This window comes from Arthrobacter sp. SLBN-53 (assembly GCF_006715585.1).
In the GTDB taxonomy this organism is placed as follows: Bacteria; Actinomycetota; Actinomycetes; order Mycobacteriales; family Mycobacteriaceae; genus Mycobacterium; species Mycobacterium neoaurum_A.
The window spans coordinates 4,812,738-4,828,107 of the sequence record NZ_VFNN01000001.1; the positions used below are offsets into that span (position 1 = coordinate 4,812,738).

Sequence of the window (15,370 nt, forward strand, 5' to 3'; positions counted from 1 at the left end):
GCTGAAGCCGTCCGTCAGGCTCCCAGCGTGCGCTGGATGTCACCCTTCATGGCATTGAGCTGGCTGCCCCAGTAACCCCAGCCGTGGGTGCCGTTGGGCGGGAAGTTGAACGTGCCGTTGGTCCCACCGGCCTTCTCGTACTGGGTCTGGAAGTTGCGGTTGCTGTCCAAGGTGATCGTTTCCAGCACCTGGCCGGCCACATCGCCACCACCGCCGAGCTCACCGGGACGACCGGTGCCGCAGTACACCCAGATGCGAGTGCCGTTGGCGACGAGCTTGCCGACGTTCACGGTCGGGTCGTTGCGCTGCCAGGCCGGTCCGCCGCCCAGGCCCCACATGTTGATCGCGTTGAAACCGCCGGCGTCGGCCATGGCGAAGGTGACCAGCAGTGGCCACAGGCCCTGCGAGAGGTTCAGATAGCCCGACAGCGAGGCGGCGTAGCTGAACTGACCGGGGTGGAAGGCGGCCAGGGTCAGCGCGGCGCTACCCGACATCGACAGCCCGACAACGGCATTGCCATTCGGCGAGATGCCCTTGTTGGCGGCCAGGTAGTTCGGCAGCTCAGAGGTCAGGAAGGTCTCCCACTGGTAGTTGTAGGTCTGGCCGTTGCCGACCGCGGGTCCCTGCCAGTTGGTGTAGAAGCTGGACATGCCGCCCACCGGCATGACGACCGAGACTCCGGATTCGAAGAAGGTCTCGAAGGCCGCGGTCTCGATATCCCAGCCGCTGTTGTCGTCGCGGGCGCGCAGACCGTCGAGCAGGTACACCGCGCGCGGGCCGCCCCCTTGGAAGCGCACCGGGATGTCACGACCCATCGCGGCCGAGGGAACCATCAGCGTCTCGACCGGTAGCCCGGGCCGGGAGAATGCCGAGGCGGTGGTCGGTTGGACCATCCCGACGAGCAGGAGTGCGGCCATCAGGCCGATCATTGCTCGGCGGGTCATTGCGTGCAGATTTTTCATGAGATCGATGCCGTCCTGTCGGGCGAGCCCCCCGCGGCGCGCAGGTACGAAGATGCGATCCGGCACGGCGCCGGGCCGGACCGGTGTCATCGATTACGTCGTCTGCGAACGGCTTTTCGTTACGACGCCTTCGGTTCGCTGTCGGTGAACGCCGGAAGACACCAGGAACGCCCGACGCGTTCAGCGCCGGGCGTCCGCGGGTGCTCGATCAGTCTGCGGCGCTGGAGCTTCCCAGCAGGTCGCGGACCCGGTTGGCCACCTTGATGAACTCCGGCCGTTCCATCGTCTCGGCGTAGTCCCGTTCGGCGGGGAGGTCGACGTCGATGGTCTCGATGATGCGGCCCGGCCGCGGGCTCATCACCACGACGCGGTTGGCCAGGTACACCGCCTCGGCCACCGAGTGTGTCACCAGTACGACGGTGGTTCCGGTTTCCCGCCAGATCCGGTGCAACTCGACATTCATCTTTTCCCGGGTCAGCGCGTCGAGTGCACCGAAGGGCTCGTCCATCAACAGCACCTCGGGTTGGTGCAGCAGCGCCCTGCACAGCGAAACACGTTGCTGCATACCGCCGGACAGCTCGTGGGGCAGGGCGTTCTCGAACCCGCTCAGCCCGGTCATCTCGATCAGGTAATCGCAGCGGGACTGCGCCTCCTTACGGGGCATGCCTCGCATCTCGGCCTGCAGCAGGATGTTCTTGCGGACCGAACGCCATTCCAGCAGGGCGGCTCGCTGGAAGACGTATCCGATATCGCGCTGCGGTCCTTTGACCTGCCTGCCGCGCAACCTGACATCACCGGAGGTGGCGGTGGTCAATCCGGCGACCACCTTGAGCAGGGTGGACTTGCCACAGCCCGACGGGCCGGCGATGGAGACGAACTCCCCGTGTGCGACCCGCAGGTCGACATCGTCGACGGCGGTGACGGTGGACCGTTTGGAGGAGAACGTGACGGTCAGGTTGTCGATGGAGATGGCGTCGGAGGTCACGGTGGTCCTCGGTGCGGTGATCGTTGCGGAGGTCATGATCGGGCTCTTCCCTATTGTCCCGCGGTGGCGGGGACGAACGACGATGCCCAGTATTCGGCCGGGTCCTTGGCCGACTGCAGAAGGCCGGCCTCGCTCAGGGTGGCGATGGTGGAGGTCCAGTCCTGTTCGGCATTGGTGCCGGGGACCTTGCCGGTGGTGGCCGGGGTGTTCAGCAGCGGGATGGTCTCCTGCCACTGCTGCAGCAGCACCTGCTCGGGTGGCGTCTGCGGGTCGACACCCACCATGGCCTTGGCGGCGGCCGCGGGATCGTTCTTGGCCGACTCGTAGGACTCACTGACCGCGTCCAACATCGACTGCACCAGTTCGGGATTGTCGGCGATGGTGGAGTTGTGGGTGATCAAACCGTTGCTGTAGAAGTTCAGCCCGGCGTCGGAGTAGCGGAAGTAGCGCATTTCGCGGCCGCTCTTGTTGGCGATGGTGGGGCCCTGGTCATGGGCGAAGCCGATGAGCCCGTCGACGCGGCCGGCCATCAGGGCGGCCATCTTGCCCGCGGAGTCCAGGTTCTGCTCCTGTACCGCACCGGGTTCCAGGCCGACATCGGCAAGGTACATCGGGAACGTGGTGGTCGGGGCGTCACCGGCGGACACCGCGATGGTGCGTCCGGCCAGATCGGCCGGTTCCTCGATTCCGGAGTCGGCGAACACCTGGACCGCCGAGGGGGTGGTCTGCAAGAACACGCCGACGCTCTTGATGTCGACGCCCTGGTCGATATTGCTCAACACCGCGGCGGTATCCGACCAGCCGAAGTCGACCTGCTTACCGCCGACCGCCTGCGCGGTGCGGGTGGAGCCCTGGCCGGGATCGATGGTCAGGTCGATGCCGTGCTTGGCGAAGATGCCCTCTTTCACACCGAGGTAGAGGGGAGCGTGCTCGCCGTAGGGGTACCAGTTCAGCATCAGCGTGACCGGAGTGGTGCCCTCGCCACCGTCGGCGGCCGAGTTGTCCTGGCCCGCACCGCCACCGCAGGCGGCGAGGGTAAGCATGGCGGTGGTGGCGGCGATCGCGCCGGCGGCGCGACGATTCAGCGAAAACATGGGTCTCCTGTTTCGGGGTGGGGGTCAGACGGCCGCGGTGGAGGCGGAGTTGGACGTACGGCGCGAGGCGTGCCAGGGGATGAGCAGCTTCTCGGCGATTTCGATGATGGCGAACAGCACGATCCCGAGAATGGACATGATGATCAATGCCGAGAACAGCATTGCGGTGTCCAGGCTTCCGTTGGCCTGCAGGATCACATAGCCCAGACCTTCGTTGGCACCGACGAATTCACCGACCACGGCGCCGGTGACCGCGAGGGTGGCGGCCACTTTCAGACCGGACATCAACTGCGGCAGGGAAGCGGGGAAGCGGACCTTCATGAAGGTCTTGAACCGGCTGGCACCCATCGTGGAGGTGAGTTCCAGGATCTCGGGATCCACCGAACGCAGACCGGCCAGCCCGGAGATCACGATGGGGAAGAAGGCCATCAGCACGGCGACCAGAATCTTGGGGGATGGGCCGAAGCCCAGCCACACGATGAACAGCGGGGCGATCGCGATCTTCGGGACCACCTGGGCGAACAGGATCAGCGGGTAGACGGTCTTCTCGAAGCTGGTCGAGTAGATCATCATGACCGCGACGAATACGCCGACAACGGTGGCGATGAGGAAGCCGATGACGGTCTCCCAGGTGGTCACCCAGGTGTTGGCCGCAAGGTATGCCGCGTTCTGCTGGGTCGCGGCCCAGGTATCGGCGGGCGAGGGAAGGATATAGGGCGCAACGAGTTCGGCCTCGGTGACTGCCCACCAGCCGGCCAGCAGCGCGAGCACCAGCACGATCGGCCGCCAGGTGTTCGACAACGTGCGTCCCGGTGAGAATGATCGGCGAGCCCGTCGGGAACCGGTGCGCGATCGGGCCCGCGTGCCGATGTCCGGTGACTGGACGCGGGCCGATGCGGTTACCGCCATGGAATGTCCTCTAGTTCGCAGTGAACGGGTTGAAACCCGTTGGGAATGCGCTTTCCGAAGCAATTTCGACAGTAACGTGACCTGGCGCACACTGTCAACCGGGTGGTGGTCTGCGCCTCGTGAGGCTGAGAATCAGCTCAGCTTCGTGCTGTCCCGCAGCACGATCCGACCGGGTATCCGCTCGCGCAGATCGTCGGCGCCGTCGTGGTTGCGCAACGCCAAATCGACTGCGCGCACGCCGATTTCTTCGAGCGGAAGGATCACGGTGGTCAGGCTGGGGGTGTGATCGCGCAGGGTGGGGATATCGTCGAAGCCGGCGATGCAGACATCACGGGGAACGCTCAGTCCCAGCTCTCGCCACGCCGCGATCGCCCCGATCGCCATGACGTCGGTGACCGCGAACACGCAGACCGGTGGTGTCACCGCACCCGGTTGCAGATCCAGTGCGGCCGCCAGGCGACGGGCGGCCGAATGGCCACCGTCGCGATCGAAGTCTCCGGATACCTCCACCAAGGGGGTCAGTCCGTGCCTGCCGAGCGCCTCGACGAATCCGTTGCGTCGGTCGACCGAGGTTCGGATATTGCCCGGTCCGCCGATCACGGCGAACCGCCGGTGCCCGGCCGCCACCAGTGCGTCGGCCAATTCTGCTGAAGCGAAATGATTTTCGGGTTCGACGGCGCCGCCGAAGGCCAGCGGTTGGCCGACCACGACGACCCGTCCACCGTTGGCTCGGTAACGGCCGAACTCGGCCTCCAATTCGCGGTCGAGGTCGCCGCTCTGGCGTGAACCGGCCAGCACGATCGCATCGGCGCGGTGTGCGATGAACGTACTGACGGCCTCACGTTCGATATCGAAATCGCGGTCGGTGCCGGCCAGTAGTACCTGCTTGCGGGCGGCCCTGGCGGCGGCCTGTACTCCGCGGGCGATCGAGGAGAAGTAGGGGTCGGCTATGTCATGCACGATGAGGCCGAGCAGTCCGGTGGAAGCCCGCGCCAACGCCTGGGCCTGGGCATTCGGCACGTAGCCCAGCTCGCGTGCGGCTGCCCGCACCCGGTCGGCCACGCCTTCCCCCGGAACGCGGCTCGACCCGTTGAGCACGCGCGACGCCGTCGCCTGCGAGACCCCCGCGCGTACCGCCACATCGTGCAGAGTGACCGCTGCCATGCCCGTTCTTCCCCTGTGTCGCCGACGTCCGGAGTTGACCCGGATAGTGCCGACAGCTTACCTTGGAAAGCGCATTCCGAAGTGCAGACGCCGCCGTCACTCGACCGATGAGTTCGGCCGCGGTGTCGGTCCGCACACCTTTCACCGTCTCTTCAGACAAGGAATCTGCACATGTCTTCAGCTGAATCATCCGGCCGCCGTACGGTGCGCATCGCCATGAACGGCGTCACCGGGCGCATGGGTTACCGGCAGCACCTGGTGCGTTCGATCCTCCCGTTGCGCGACACCGGACTGTTGCTCGACGACGGTAGCCGGGTGGCCATCGAGCCGATCCTGGTGGGCCGCAACGCCGACAAGCTCGCCGAACTTGCCGCCGAGCACGGCATCGAGTCCTGGACCACCGACGTCGCCTCGGTGATCGCGGACCCGACGGTGGACGTCTATTTCGACGCGCAGGTGACCTCGCGCCGGATGGAGGCGCTTTCGACCGCGATCAAGGCGGGCAAGCATGTCTACACCGAGAAGCCCACCGCGGAAACCCTCACCGAGGCGATCGAACTGGCGCGGATGGCCGAGAATGCCGGAGTGGTCGCCGGTGTCGTCCACGACAAGCTGTACCTGCCCGGACTGGTGAAGCTGCGCAGGCTGATCGACGAAGGCTTCTTCGGCCGCATCCTCTCGATGCGGGGCGAGTTCGGTTACTGGGTGTTCGAGGGTGACCACCAGCCCGCGCAGCGACCCAGCTGGAACTATCGTGCCGAGGACGGCGGAGGCATCACCGTCGACATGTTCTGCCATTGGAACTATGTGATGGAGGGTCTGCTCGGCACCGTCGAAGCCGTCACGGCGCGCACCGTGACCCACATCCCGACCCGTTGGGATGAGCAGGGCAAGGCGTATGCCGCCACCGCCGACGACGCCGCCTACGGCATCTTCGAGATCGAGGGCGGCGTGATCGCCCAGATCAATTCGTCCTGGGCGGTGCGGGTGCACCGCGACGAGCTGGTCGAGTTCCAGATCGACGGCACGCACGGTTCCGCGGTGGCGGGTCTGCGCCGATGCGTGGCCCAACAGCGCGCGCACACCCCGAAGCCGGTGTGGAATCCCGACCTTCCGGTCACCGAGAAGTTCCGCGACCAGTGGCTGGAGGTCCCGGCCAACGCCGATCTGGACAACGGCTTCAAGCTGCAGTGGGAGGAATACCTACGCGACGTGTTGGCCGGCCGCCCGCACCGCTTCGGCCTGCTGTCGGCGGCCCGCGGTGTGCAGCTCGCCGAGCTCGGTCTGCAGAGCTCGGCCGAGGGACGGCGCATGAGCGTGCCGGAGATCGTGCTGTGACCATGATCAGCGCCGGCACCGGCGTGCTGCTCGACCTGCCGGAGCACGGATCCTACGAGCTCTCCCGCCCGGGGTCGTGGCGCAAACCCGGCTCGCCGATCACCTCCCGGATCGCCTATGCCGCAGCCCATGTGGTGCCCGCCGCCGCGGCCGACTGCACCCCGGGTGCGCCGGCACAGCTGGACTGGGACGTCACCATGGCCTACCGACACGAGTTGTGGTCCTACGGGCTCGGTGTCGCCGAGGCCATGGACACCGCCCAGCGCGGGATGGGTCTGGACTGGGCCGCCACGCGAGAACTGATCGCCCGTAGCGGCCGCGAGGCCGCCGCGGTGGGTGGCCGGCTGGCGTGCGGGGCGGGCACCGATCAACTCGACCTCGCCGACGTTCCCGGCGGCGCAACCGGTTTGGCCGTCGTCACCGATGCCTACCGTGAACAGATCGACGTCGTCCGAAACGCCGGGGCCGAGGTGATCCTGATGGCATCACGAGCATTGGCCCGGGTGGCACAGTCACCCGCCGACTATCTCTCGGTGTACGGCACGCTGCTGGCTCAGGTCGACCGGCCGGTCATCCTGCACTGGTTGGGCGAGATGTTCGATCCGGCGCTGCGCGGATACTGGGGTGACACCGATATCGACGCCGCCACCGCCACCTTCCGGGAACTGCTGGGCACCCACGCCGACAAGATCGACGGGGTCAAGGTCTCGTTGCTCGACGCGGGCCACGAGGTGGCGCTGCGGCGCGCGTTGCCCGCCGGTGTCCGGCTCTACACCGGTGACGATTTCAACTACCCGGAACTCATCATCGGCGACGGTGCGAGCCATTCCGATGCGTTGTTGGGGATCTTCGCCGCCATCTACCCGGCCGCCTCCACGGCGCTGCAGGAACTCGACGCAGGCAACACCGCGGCGGCCGAGGACATCCTGGAATCCACCCGAGCGTTGGGGCGGCACATCTTCGCCGCGCCGACCTATTACTACAAGACGGGGATTGCGTTCCTGTCCTGGCTCAACGGCCATCAGCCCGGTTTCACGATGGTCAACGGTCTGACCGCGGGCCGCTCGGTCGGGCATCTGTGCGAGTTGTTCGTGCTCGCCGACCGGGCCGGCCTGCTCGACGACCCGCAGATTGCCGCCGATCGGATGCGGATGTACCTGACGTTGAACGGAGTCCGGTGATGAGCGATCCCTATGCCAGGCTGTCGCTGAACACCATGACCACCAAGTCCTGGACCCTGCGCGAGGCCGTCGAGGCGACAGCCGCGGCGGGATTGCCGGCCATCGGTCTGTGGCGCGATCGGGTCGCCGAGGCCGGTGTCGATGATGCGGCGAAGATCGTGCGCGATCACGGGCTCCGGGTGTCCAGTCTGTGCCGCGGCGGTTTCCTGACCGGTCGGCACGACGGTGACACGGCCTTGGCGGACAACCGTCGGGCGATCGATGAGGCGGCCACCCTGGGCGCACCGGAATTGATAATGGTCGCCGGCGGTGTGCCGGACCGGGATCTACCGGGCGCCCGTGCCCGGCTCGCCGACCGCATCGCCGAACTGGTGCCCTATGCCGCACAACGGGATGTCCGACTGGCCCTCGAACCGCTACACCCGATGTTCTGCGCCGACCGCGCGGTGATCTCCACCCTCGGGCAGGCGCTGGAGCTGGCGGCGCCGCACCCCGCCGAGTCGGTCGGTGTCGTCGTCGACACCTTCCACCTCTGGTGGGATCCCGAACTCGCGCAGCGGGTTGCCGAGGCCGGCGCCCAGGGGCGGATCAGCTCTTACCAGATCTGTGACTGGCTGGTCCCGATGACACCGGACCCGTTGGTCTCACGCGGCATGATGGGCGACGGTGTCATCGACTTCGGGGCCATCACCGCAATGGTGGCCGCGGCCGGATATGCCGGGGACGTCGAGGTGGAGATTTTCAACGAAGCGGTGTGGGCCACCGACGGACACGCCGTGCTGGAGACGATGAAGAGTCGCTACCGCGATATGGTTCTGCCCGCGTTGTGAAGATTCTCATCGCACCGGACTCGTTCAAGGGCACCGCGACGGCGACCGAGGTGGCCGAGGCGCTGGCTGCCGGCTGGAAGGCATTGCGAGGCAACGACGATATCGTCGTCCTGCCGCAGGCCGACGGAGGTGAGGGCACCTTGAGCGCCATAGCCGCATCGGCATCCTGGCAATGGCACCGGACCGTCGTGGACGGCCCCGATGGCCGTGCGGTGCCGGCCCGGTGGCTGCTCGACACCAGCACCGGCCAGCGCCGGGCGGTCGTGGAGCTCGCCGAGGCCTCCGGTATCGCGCTCATGTCGAGGCTGGACCCCTGGCGGGCCGACAGCCGCGGTCTCGGCCAGCTGATCGACGCCGCGTTACGCGCCGGTGCCCGCTCGGTTCAGGTTGGGCTCGGTGGCTCGGCGAGCACCGACGGTGGCGCCGGCGCGTTGATGGCGCTGGGGCTCAAGGCCTTCGACCGGCACGGCTGCCCGATCGGTGCGGGTGCCTCCGGGCTGCGTGATGTCGACCGGGTCGAGGCGGACGGGCTGGCGCCGCCACCACCCGGTGGGGTCGAGATATTGGTCGACACCGCGGCACCGCTGACCGGCCCGCAGGGCGCGGCGGCGGTGTTCGGTCCACAGAAGGGTGCCGCTCCCGCAGATATCGCTTTGCTCGACGACGGGTTGCTGCGCTGGTCCCGGGCGCTGCGAGCGGCCGGTCTGCACGCAGATCCGGACAGCCCCGGCGCCGGGGCGGCCGGCGGAGCGGGTTTCGGATTGCTGGCCTGGGGTGCGGCGCTGGCCTCGGGAGCCGACCGCATCGCCACCGTCACGGGCCTGGATGCCCAACTGCCACAGGCGGATCTGCTCATCACCGGGGAGGGCCGATTCGACGGCACCTCCTGGACGGGCAAGCTGGTCGGCCATCTGCTCGCCGCGGCCGACCGTGCCGGGGTGGCTGCGCTGGTGGTGGCCGGTCAGGTCACCGCCGAGGCGGACGTATCCACCCTGTCGCTGACGGAGCTGGCCGGCTCGACGGATGCGGCGATGGCCGATCCACGGCGCTGGCTGCACGCCGCCGGATCGGCCGCCGCGCGGCTGTTCGCGCAGGGTCAGTAACCCGACCCGGCTTCGCCGGAGGTCAGCAGCGCCCGCGACCCGGACACCCCGAGGCGGGTGGCACCGGCGGCGACCATCTCGAGGGCCTGCTCCAGGGTCCGGACCCCGCCGGAGGCCTTCACCTGAAGACCCGCTCCGGACACGGTGCGGTGCATCAACTCCACGGCGTGCACGCTGGCCCCGCCGGTCGGGTGGAATCCGGTGGAGGTCTTCACGAAATCGGCGCCGGCGGTGACCGCGGCCCGGCACACCCCGACGATCTCGTCATCGGTCAGCGCCGCCGACTCGATGATCACCTTGAGCACCGTCGGGACGGGCGCGGCGGCGCGCACGGCGGCGATATCGGACTGGACGGCGGCGAAGTCACCCGCCTTCGCGGCACCGACGTCGATCACCATGTCGATCTCGTCGGCACCCTTGCCGACGGCCTCGGCAGCCTCGGCCGCCTTCACCGACGAGGAGTGCTTACCGCTCGGAAAACCGCACACCACCGCGACTTTGAGCTTCTCGGGCACGGTGATCGGCAGCATCGACGGTGACACGCAGACCGAGTAGGTGCCCAGCTCGGCGGCCTCGGCGACCAGTGCGGCGACGTCGGCGGCGGTGGCCTCCGGCTTGAGCAGCGTGTGGTCGATCATCGCGGCGATATCGGCGACGGTGGGTGCGGTGGGGATGCTCATGTCTGCTTCTGTCTTTCCTTCTGACGGGGTGGGAGAAATCAGGCGGCGCTCTTGGACTGGCGGTCCAACAGGTAGTTCATGATCAGCGCCGCGATCAGGATCAGGCCGGTGACCAGCATCTGGAAAAACGAGCTCAGTCCCAGCAGGTTGAACAGGTTGCGCAGCACCGACAGCAACAGTACGGCGATGAAGGTGCCCAGCACCCCGCCCTTGCCGCCGAACAGGCTGGTGCCGCCGAGCACGACCGCGGCGATCGCGTCGAGTTCCAGACCGGCGTTGGCCGTCGGCTGGCCGATGGTCAGCCGGGCGGTGAGCAGGACTCCGGTCAGGGCGGCCAGCCCACCGCTGATCACATAGGCCATGGTGGTGATCCGTTGCACGGGCAGACCCGACAGCCGGGCGGCTTGGGCGTTGCTGCCCACGGCATAGATGTGTTCGCCGAAGGTGGTGCGCCGCAGCACGAGTCCCACGATGATCGTGGTCGCCACGAAGATGATGCCGACGACCGGGATGCCGGCGATCGACCCGGCGCCGAGGAAACGCAGACCCATCGGGATCTCCGCGGTGGTCGGGGTGCCGTTGGTGGTCAGATAGGTCAGGCCGCGGATGCTCTGCATACCGGCGAGGGTGACCATGAAGGCCGGCAGCACCAGATAGGCACTCAGGCCGCCCATCACGCCGCCGAGCACCAGTCCGGAGGCGATTGCGAGCGCCATCGCCAGCGGCCAGGCCAGACCGAGGCCGATGAAGATGGCGACCAGCATTCCCGACAGTGCGGCGACGCTGCCGACCGACAGGTCGATACCCGAGGTGAGGATCACCACCGTCATCCCGATCGCGACGATGCCGGTCAGGCTGGATTGCTGCAGCAGGTTGGCCATGTTTCCGGTGGTGAGGAACTGTGGTGCGGACACCGAGGCCACCACGAACAACGCGATGAAGATGAACAGCAGGTTGAACCGCATGAAGACGGCGCGGCGGCTCGATTTCGTTGCGCCGGCGGCCGAGTCGGCGGGCCGATCGATCAGGTCAGTCATTGTCAGTCTTCGTTCTTCCGGTGACGATGCAGCGGGCGATATCCGCTGTGGGGGTGGTGGCGGGCTCGAACTGCGCGATGTTGCGTCCCTCGTGCAGGACCCAGATGCGGTGGCAGTTCTCGGTGAGCTCGCTGAGTTCGCTCGATGCCATCACGACACCGACGCCCGTCTCGGCCAGTGCCTGGACCTGTTCGAACAGGTCGGCCTTGGCGCCGATATCCAAACCGCGGGTCGGCTCGTCGAGCAGCAGCAGGTCGATGCCGCGGGCAATCCACTTGGCCAGCACAACTTTCTGCTGATTGCCGCCGGACAGTTGCCCGACGGGCTGCTCGACGCTGGCGAACTTCACACCGAGGCGCTCCAACGGCGGGCCGCACACTTCGCGGGCCTTGGCCAGCGGGTTGATCCGCCGCGGTGGCAACGCGGCGATCGCGGCGTTGCGCAGGATCGACTGTTCCAGGAACAGGCCCTGCCGTTTGCGGTCCTCGGGAACAAGTCCGATACCGCGGCCGACCGCCGAACGCGGTGTCAGGGAGGTGATGTGCCCGTCCTTGAACGTCATGTCCAGGGCGGCCTTGCGGTCACCGAAGATGGTGGCCAGCAGGGTGGATCGACCGGCGCCGCCGAGGCCCGCGAGGCCGATGATCTCGCCACGGCCGACGGTGACATCGCGGATGTCGATGACACCGTCGATGGTGGCCCTGCGCAGGTTCAGCAGGGGGGCGCCGGAAAGGGCGCGAGGTTGCCGTGGCGGACGCGCCTGTACGGTTCGGCCGATCATGGCCTCCACCAACTCCTCCTTGGTCACCGAGGCGATATCGAAGACGCCGACGGTGGTGCCGTCGCGCATCACGGTAGCGCGGTCGCCGATGGCCTTGATCTCGTCGAGCCGGTGGGAGATGTAGATGACCGATTTGCCCTCGGCGGTGAGTTCGCGGATCACTGTGAACACGGCCGCGAGGTCATGATCGGTCAGGGTCGCGCTGGGCTCGTCCATGATGACGATGCGGGCGTCGGTGGTGAGCGCCTTCGCGATCGCGGTGAGCTGTTGATCCGACACCGACAGTTCGCCGACGACGGCGGTCGGCGCGAACCTGCCGCCGACCCGGGCGATTGCCGCCGCCGCCCGGCGGTCGCGCTCCCCGCGGTGGACGAACGGGCCGCGCCGCGGCTCGTGCCCGAGAAACAGGTTCTGCGACACCGTCATATCCGGCACCAGATCGAGTTCCTGGTAGATGGTGTTGATACCGGCGCGCACCCCGTCGATGGGGGAGCCGAACGTCACCGTCTCCCCGCCAAGGACGATCGTTCCCGCATCCGGTGTGTACGAGCCCGAGAGGATCTTCATCATCGTGGACTTGCCCGCGCCGTTCTCGCCGAGCAAGCAGTGCACCTCGCCCTCGGCGACCTCGAGGCTGGCACCATCGCAGGCCCTGGTCCCCGGGAACGATTTGACGATGCCGACCATGCTGAGCGCGGTGCGGCGGTCTGCCGGGGGATGGGGGGTAGCTGCTGTGGACGACGGCGGGGTGGAATCCAGAGAGGTCATGCCATCCCTCCAGCTTTGGCGGTGTGGTCAAGAACTGTGGTCGCGGTTGGTTCGTCGGTGATCAGCACCGAACACAGCCCGCTGCGCAAGGCCGCCCCGACCATCGGGACCTTCGCGGGCCCCGCCGCGACGGCGATCGCACAGTTGGCGTTGCGGACATCGTCGAGTCCCAGCCCGACGGTCCTGCTGTCGATACCCGGATGGGCTATCCGCCCGTCCGCGGTCAGGAAGTGGGCCAGTACGTCACCACACGCCCCGGCCGCGTCGAGTTCGCGCAGTTCGGCAGGGGTCACCGCGCCGGATTCGACCAACACCGAGGTCGGCCCGGACGCACCGAGGGAGAACAGCAGCGCATCGGCCTGCCGGGCACCGTTGAGCACGTCGACGACGAAACCCTCGGCATACAACGCATCCCGGGTTTCGATTCGCTCGACGATGGCGGGCACCGGCAACAGGGTGGCCCGTCCGTTGCCGCTGTGCGCGATGCTGGTGGCGATGTTCGCCGCCGTGGTGGGCCGTACCGAACGGCTGACTCCGCCGTTGGCCTGGATGACCTCGATATTGCTGGTCCAGCCGGCCGGCAGCACCGCCGCCACATGCTGCAGGGTCTTCCCCCAGGAGACAGCGAGGGTAGCGATCGACTGCGCGTTCGCTTTCAGGTAATCCGCTGCGGCCGCGGCGATGTGGTCATCCGAGCCCGGGCGTTCCGGGCCGGGCACCACGATGCACTCGCGCAGCCCGAACTCGCTGCGCATGCGCACCTCGAGGTGGGTGCGCCGGGCCTGCGGATGCACGATCTTGATCTGCACGATGCCCACCTCACGAGCCTCGTCGAGCAGTCGGCCCACCTTCCATCGGGTGAGGTGCAACTCCCGGCCGATGTCCTCCTGCGTTCGGCCCTGCTCGTAATAGCTCTGCGCGACGTGCAGCATCAACTGGGTGTGGCTGGGTCCACTGGCTTTGGGCTCGGTCGGGCGCGCCATCAGCACACCACCCGATCCGTCGTGGCGATGGTGCGCTCGGTCAGCGCATCGGCGCTGTCGCGCATGAACGGCGCCATGATTTCGGTGAGCCGCTGGTACTCGGCGAAGGTGTTCTCATACACCGCGATCCGTGCAGGTTCGGGCTCGAGTACCCGCACCGTCGGGGCGAACAGCGCCGAGCCCTCGTCGAGCGAACCGGTCACCCCCGCGGCGGTCGCGGCGATCACCGCGCAGGCGCGCAGGGTGAGATTCTCACCGATGACCAGTTCGGCGGGACGGCCCAATACATCGACGGTCACCTGCTGCCACAACGGGTTGCGTTCAATGCCCCCGGAGAACACCAGCCGATCGCATGACACCCCGGCCCGCTCGAAGGAGTCGATGACGCTGCGAGTACCGCAGGCGACGGCTTCGACCATCGCCCGGTAGAGCTCGGCCTTGGTGGTTCCCAGCGACAGGCCCACCACAGTCCCGCGTAACCGGGGCTCGCGGTAGGGCGTGCGGTTACCCATGAAGTAGTCCAGTGCGTGCAGCCCGTGAGCGGCCGGATCGACCGCGGTCGCTTCGTCGATCAACGCCGGAAGATCTTGGCGGGCAACTCCCATGATGGATTCGCCGGCCCATTTGAGCACTGAACCGCTGGCGACCTGTCCGCCCTCGACGAGCCATTTGTCCTGGTGCAGCGCCCTCGGGTAAGGGCCCCAGATCTCACGGGTGTCGGTCGGGTCGTCGACCTCGGCGATGATCGCCGAGGAGGTGCCCGAGACCAGCGATACCAGTCCGCCCAGTTCGGCGCCGCATGCCAGTAGTGAGACGTGAGCGTCGATTCCGCCGACCGCGACCACCGGACTGCCGGTGATCCCGAGATCGGCGGCGGCCGCCGGATGCAGCGATCCGGCGGCACCGCCGACGGCGACGATGCGGTCGGGAAGTTTGGCGGTCAGGTCCGGCACGCCGAGGGCGGCATACAACTCGTCGGGAAAGCGCCCGGCGAGGGTGTCGTAGTTGTACTTGCACACCGCGTTCATCTGCGAACCCACCCATTCGCCGGTGAGCCGGAAGATGACGTAGTCGACGGCCTCGACGATGCGCGCCGCCGAACGGTAGATATCCGGTTCGTGGCTGTGCAGCCACATGGCCTTGGGCACCAGCCATTCCGCGGCATCCGAGCCCCCGGACCATTTCAGGATGGGGTGCTCGTCGACGAGTTCGGCGGTGAACGCGGACTCGGCGCCGCTGCGGCAATCCATCCACAAGATGGCGGGCCGTAATGGCTCTCCGGCGTCGTCGAGTACCGCGACGGTCGAGGCCGTCGTGGATGCGGCGATGGCGACCACCGCGCCCGCATCGCGACAGGCGGCGCTGCCCAACAACTCTCGGCTGGCAGTGCTGAGCGCCGACCACCATTCGCGGGGGTCCTGTTCAGCCCAGCCCGGTCGCGGAAACCGGGTGCCATACGGTCGGTGCGCGGTGCCCAGCGCCCGACCGTCCTCGGTGAATGCGCCCACCCGGGCGCCCTCGGTGCCCAGGTCGATCGACAACAGAATCCCCATGA

14 protein-coding genes are annotated in these 15,370 nt (G+C 67.6%); 4 read left to right on the forward strand and 10 right to left on the reverse strand.

The window, feature by feature from the left end; all coding sequences use genetic code 11:
• Window positions 1-14: 14 nt before the first annotated feature.
• From FBY28_RS23085 to FBY28_RS23105, 5 genes are all read right to left on the reverse strand, one after another.
• Window positions 15-944, reverse strand: a complete 930-nt coding sequence (locus FBY28_RS23085; protein ID WP_286178410.1) for an alpha/beta hydrolase — start codon at window positions 942-944, stop codon at window positions 15-17.
• A gap of 226 nt (window positions 945-1,170) precedes the next feature.
• Window positions 1,171-1,983, reverse strand: coding sequence for an ABC transporter ATP-binding protein (locus FBY28_RS23090; RefSeq protein WP_141869542.1), 813 nt, complete (start codon window positions 1,981-1,983; stop codon window positions 1,171-1,173).
• A 14-nt stretch (window positions 1,984-1,997) separates the two neighbouring features.
• A complete protein-coding gene (locus FBY28_RS23095; RefSeq protein WP_141869543.1) occupies window positions 1,998-3,041 on the reverse strand; it encodes an ABC transporter substrate-binding protein in 1,044 nt (347 codons plus the stop codon).
• A 24-nt stretch (window positions 3,042-3,065) separates the two neighbouring features.
• The gene (locus FBY28_RS23100) at window positions 3,066-3,950 is read right to left on the reverse strand and encodes an ABC transporter permease (RefSeq protein WP_174241716.1); all 885 of its coding nucleotides are present in this window, start codon (window positions 3,948-3,950) and stop codon (window positions 3,066-3,068) included.
• Between the two features lie 132 nt (window positions 3,951-4,082).
• Window positions 4,083-5,114 carry a LacI family DNA-binding transcriptional regulator gene (locus tag FBY28_RS23105; RefSeq protein WP_141869544.1) on the reverse strand — a complete coding sequence of 344 codons (1,032 nt, stop codon included), beginning with the start codon at window positions 5,112-5,114 and terminating at the stop codon, window positions 4,083-4,085.
• 171 nt (window positions 5,115-5,285) lie between these two features.
• Here FBY28_RS23105 and FBY28_RS23110 point away from each other — a divergent pair, with 171 nt between their 5' ends.
• Genes FBY28_RS23110 through FBY28_RS23125 form a run of 4 tightly spaced genes read left to right on the forward strand, consistent with a single transcriptional unit; the run spans window position 5,286 to window position 9,566 of the window.
• Complete coding sequence (locus tag FBY28_RS23110; RefSeq protein WP_141869545.1) at window positions 5,286-6,452, forward strand: Gfo/Idh/MocA family protein; 1,167 nt, start codon at window positions 5,286-5,288, stop codon at window positions 6,450-6,452.
• A gap of 2 nt (window positions 6,453-6,454) precedes the next feature.
• Window positions 6,455-7,633, forward strand: coding sequence for a dihydrodipicolinate synthase family protein (locus FBY28_RS23115; protein WP_141870413.1), 1,179 nt, complete (start codon window positions 6,455-6,457; stop codon window positions 7,631-7,633).
• Window positions 7,633-8,463 (forward strand): sugar phosphate isomerase/epimerase family protein, encoded by an 831-nt coding sequence (locus FBY28_RS23120; protein WP_141869546.1) that lies wholly within the window; start codon window positions 7,633-7,635, stop codon window positions 8,461-8,463. Before FBY28_RS23115 ends, FBY28_RS23120 begins: the two co-directional genes overlap by 1 nt.
• On the forward strand, window positions 8,460-9,566 hold the full coding sequence (locus FBY28_RS23125; protein ID WP_141869547.1) for a glycerate kinase: 1,107 nt from the start codon (window positions 8,460-8,462) through the stop codon (window positions 9,564-9,566). The genes FBY28_RS23120 and FBY28_RS23125 overlap by 4 nt, the downstream gene beginning before the upstream one ends.
• On the opposite strand, the gene deoC is transcribed toward FBY28_RS23125, so the two are convergent.
• Genes deoC through FBY28_RS23150 form a run of 5 tightly spaced genes read right to left on the reverse strand, consistent with a single transcriptional unit; the run spans window position 9,560 to window position 15,368 of the window.
• Window positions 9,560-10,246 (reverse strand): deoxyribose-phosphate aldolase, encoded by a 687-nt coding sequence (deoC, locus tag FBY28_RS23130; protein ID WP_141869548.1) that lies wholly within the window; start codon window positions 10,244-10,246, stop codon window positions 9,560-9,562. The two genes, FBY28_RS23125 and deoC, sit on opposite strands and share 7 nt — an antisense overlap.
• Before the next feature lie 38 nt (window positions 10,247-10,284).
• Complete coding sequence (locus FBY28_RS23135; protein WP_141869549.1) at window positions 10,285-11,283, reverse strand: ABC transporter permease; 999 nt, start codon at window positions 11,281-11,283, stop codon at window positions 10,285-10,287.
• Window positions 11,276-12,832, reverse strand: a complete 1,557-nt coding sequence (locus FBY28_RS23140; protein ID WP_141869550.1) for a sugar ABC transporter ATP-binding protein — start codon at window positions 12,830-12,832, stop codon at window positions 11,276-11,278. Before FBY28_RS23140 ends, FBY28_RS23135 begins: the two co-directional genes overlap by 8 nt.
• Window positions 12,829-13,815 (reverse strand): sugar-binding transcriptional regulator, encoded by a 987-nt coding sequence (locus FBY28_RS23145; RefSeq protein WP_141869551.1) that lies wholly within the window; start codon window positions 13,813-13,815, stop codon window positions 12,829-12,831. The genes FBY28_RS23140 and FBY28_RS23145 overlap by 4 nt, the downstream gene beginning before the upstream one ends.
• Entirely contained in the window at window positions 13,815-15,368 is a 1,554-nt protein-coding gene (locus tag FBY28_RS23150) for an FGGY-family carbohydrate kinase (RefSeq protein ID WP_141869552.1), read from the reverse strand. Before FBY28_RS23150 ends, FBY28_RS23145 begins: the two co-directional genes overlap by 1 nt.
• Window positions 15,369-15,370 lie beyond the last annotated feature (2 nt).

Coding starts and splice junctions, on each gene's coding strand:
- FBY28_RS23135 (WP_141869549.1), bottom strand. CDS start 11,283: ATGACTGACCTGATCGATCGGCCCGCCGACTCGGCCGCCGGCGCAACG.
- FBY28_RS23100 (WP_174241716.1), bottom strand. CDS start 3,950: ATGGCGGTAACCGCATCGGCCCGCGTCCAGTCACCGGACATCGGCACG.
- FBY28_RS23095 (WP_141869543.1), bottom strand. CDS start 3,041: ATGTTTTCGCTGAATCGTCGCGCCGCCGGCGCGATCGCCGCCACCACC.
- FBY28_RS23150 (WP_141869552.1), bottom strand. CDS start 15,368: ATGGGGATTCTGTTGTCGATCGACCTGGGCACCGAGGGCGCCCGGGTG.
- FBY28_RS23120 (WP_141869546.1), top strand. CDS start 7,633: ATGAGCGATCCCTATGCCAGGCTGTCGCTGAACACCATGACCACCAAG.
- FBY28_RS23105 (WP_141869544.1), bottom strand. CDS start 5,114: ATGGCAGCGGTCACTCTGCACGATGTGGCGGTACGCGCGGGGGTCTCG.
- FBY28_RS23110 (WP_141869545.1), top strand. CDS start 5,286: ATGTCTTCAGCTGAATCATCCGGCCGCCGTACGGTGCGCATCGCCATG.
- FBY28_RS23140 (WP_141869550.1), bottom strand. CDS start 12,832: ATGACCTCTCTGGATTCCACCCCGCCGTCGTCCACAGCAGCTACCCCC.
- deoC (WP_141869548.1), bottom strand. CDS start 10,246: ATGAGCATCCCCACCGCACCCACCGTCGCCGATATCGCCGCGATGATC.
- FBY28_RS23085 (WP_286178410.1), bottom strand. CDS start 944: ATGACCCGCCGAGCAATGATCGGCCTGATGGCCGCACTCCTGCTCGTC.
- FBY28_RS23145 (WP_141869551.1), bottom strand. CDS start 13,815: ATGGCGCGCCCGACCGAGCCCAAAGCCAGTGGACCCAGCCACACCCAG.
- FBY28_RS23090 (WP_141869542.1), bottom strand. CDS start 1,983: ATGACCTCCGCAACGATCACCGCACCGAGGACCACCGTGACCTCCGAC.
- FBY28_RS23115 (WP_141870413.1), top strand. CDS start 6,455: ATGATCAGCGCCGGCACCGGCGTGCTGCTCGACCTGCCGGAGCACGGA.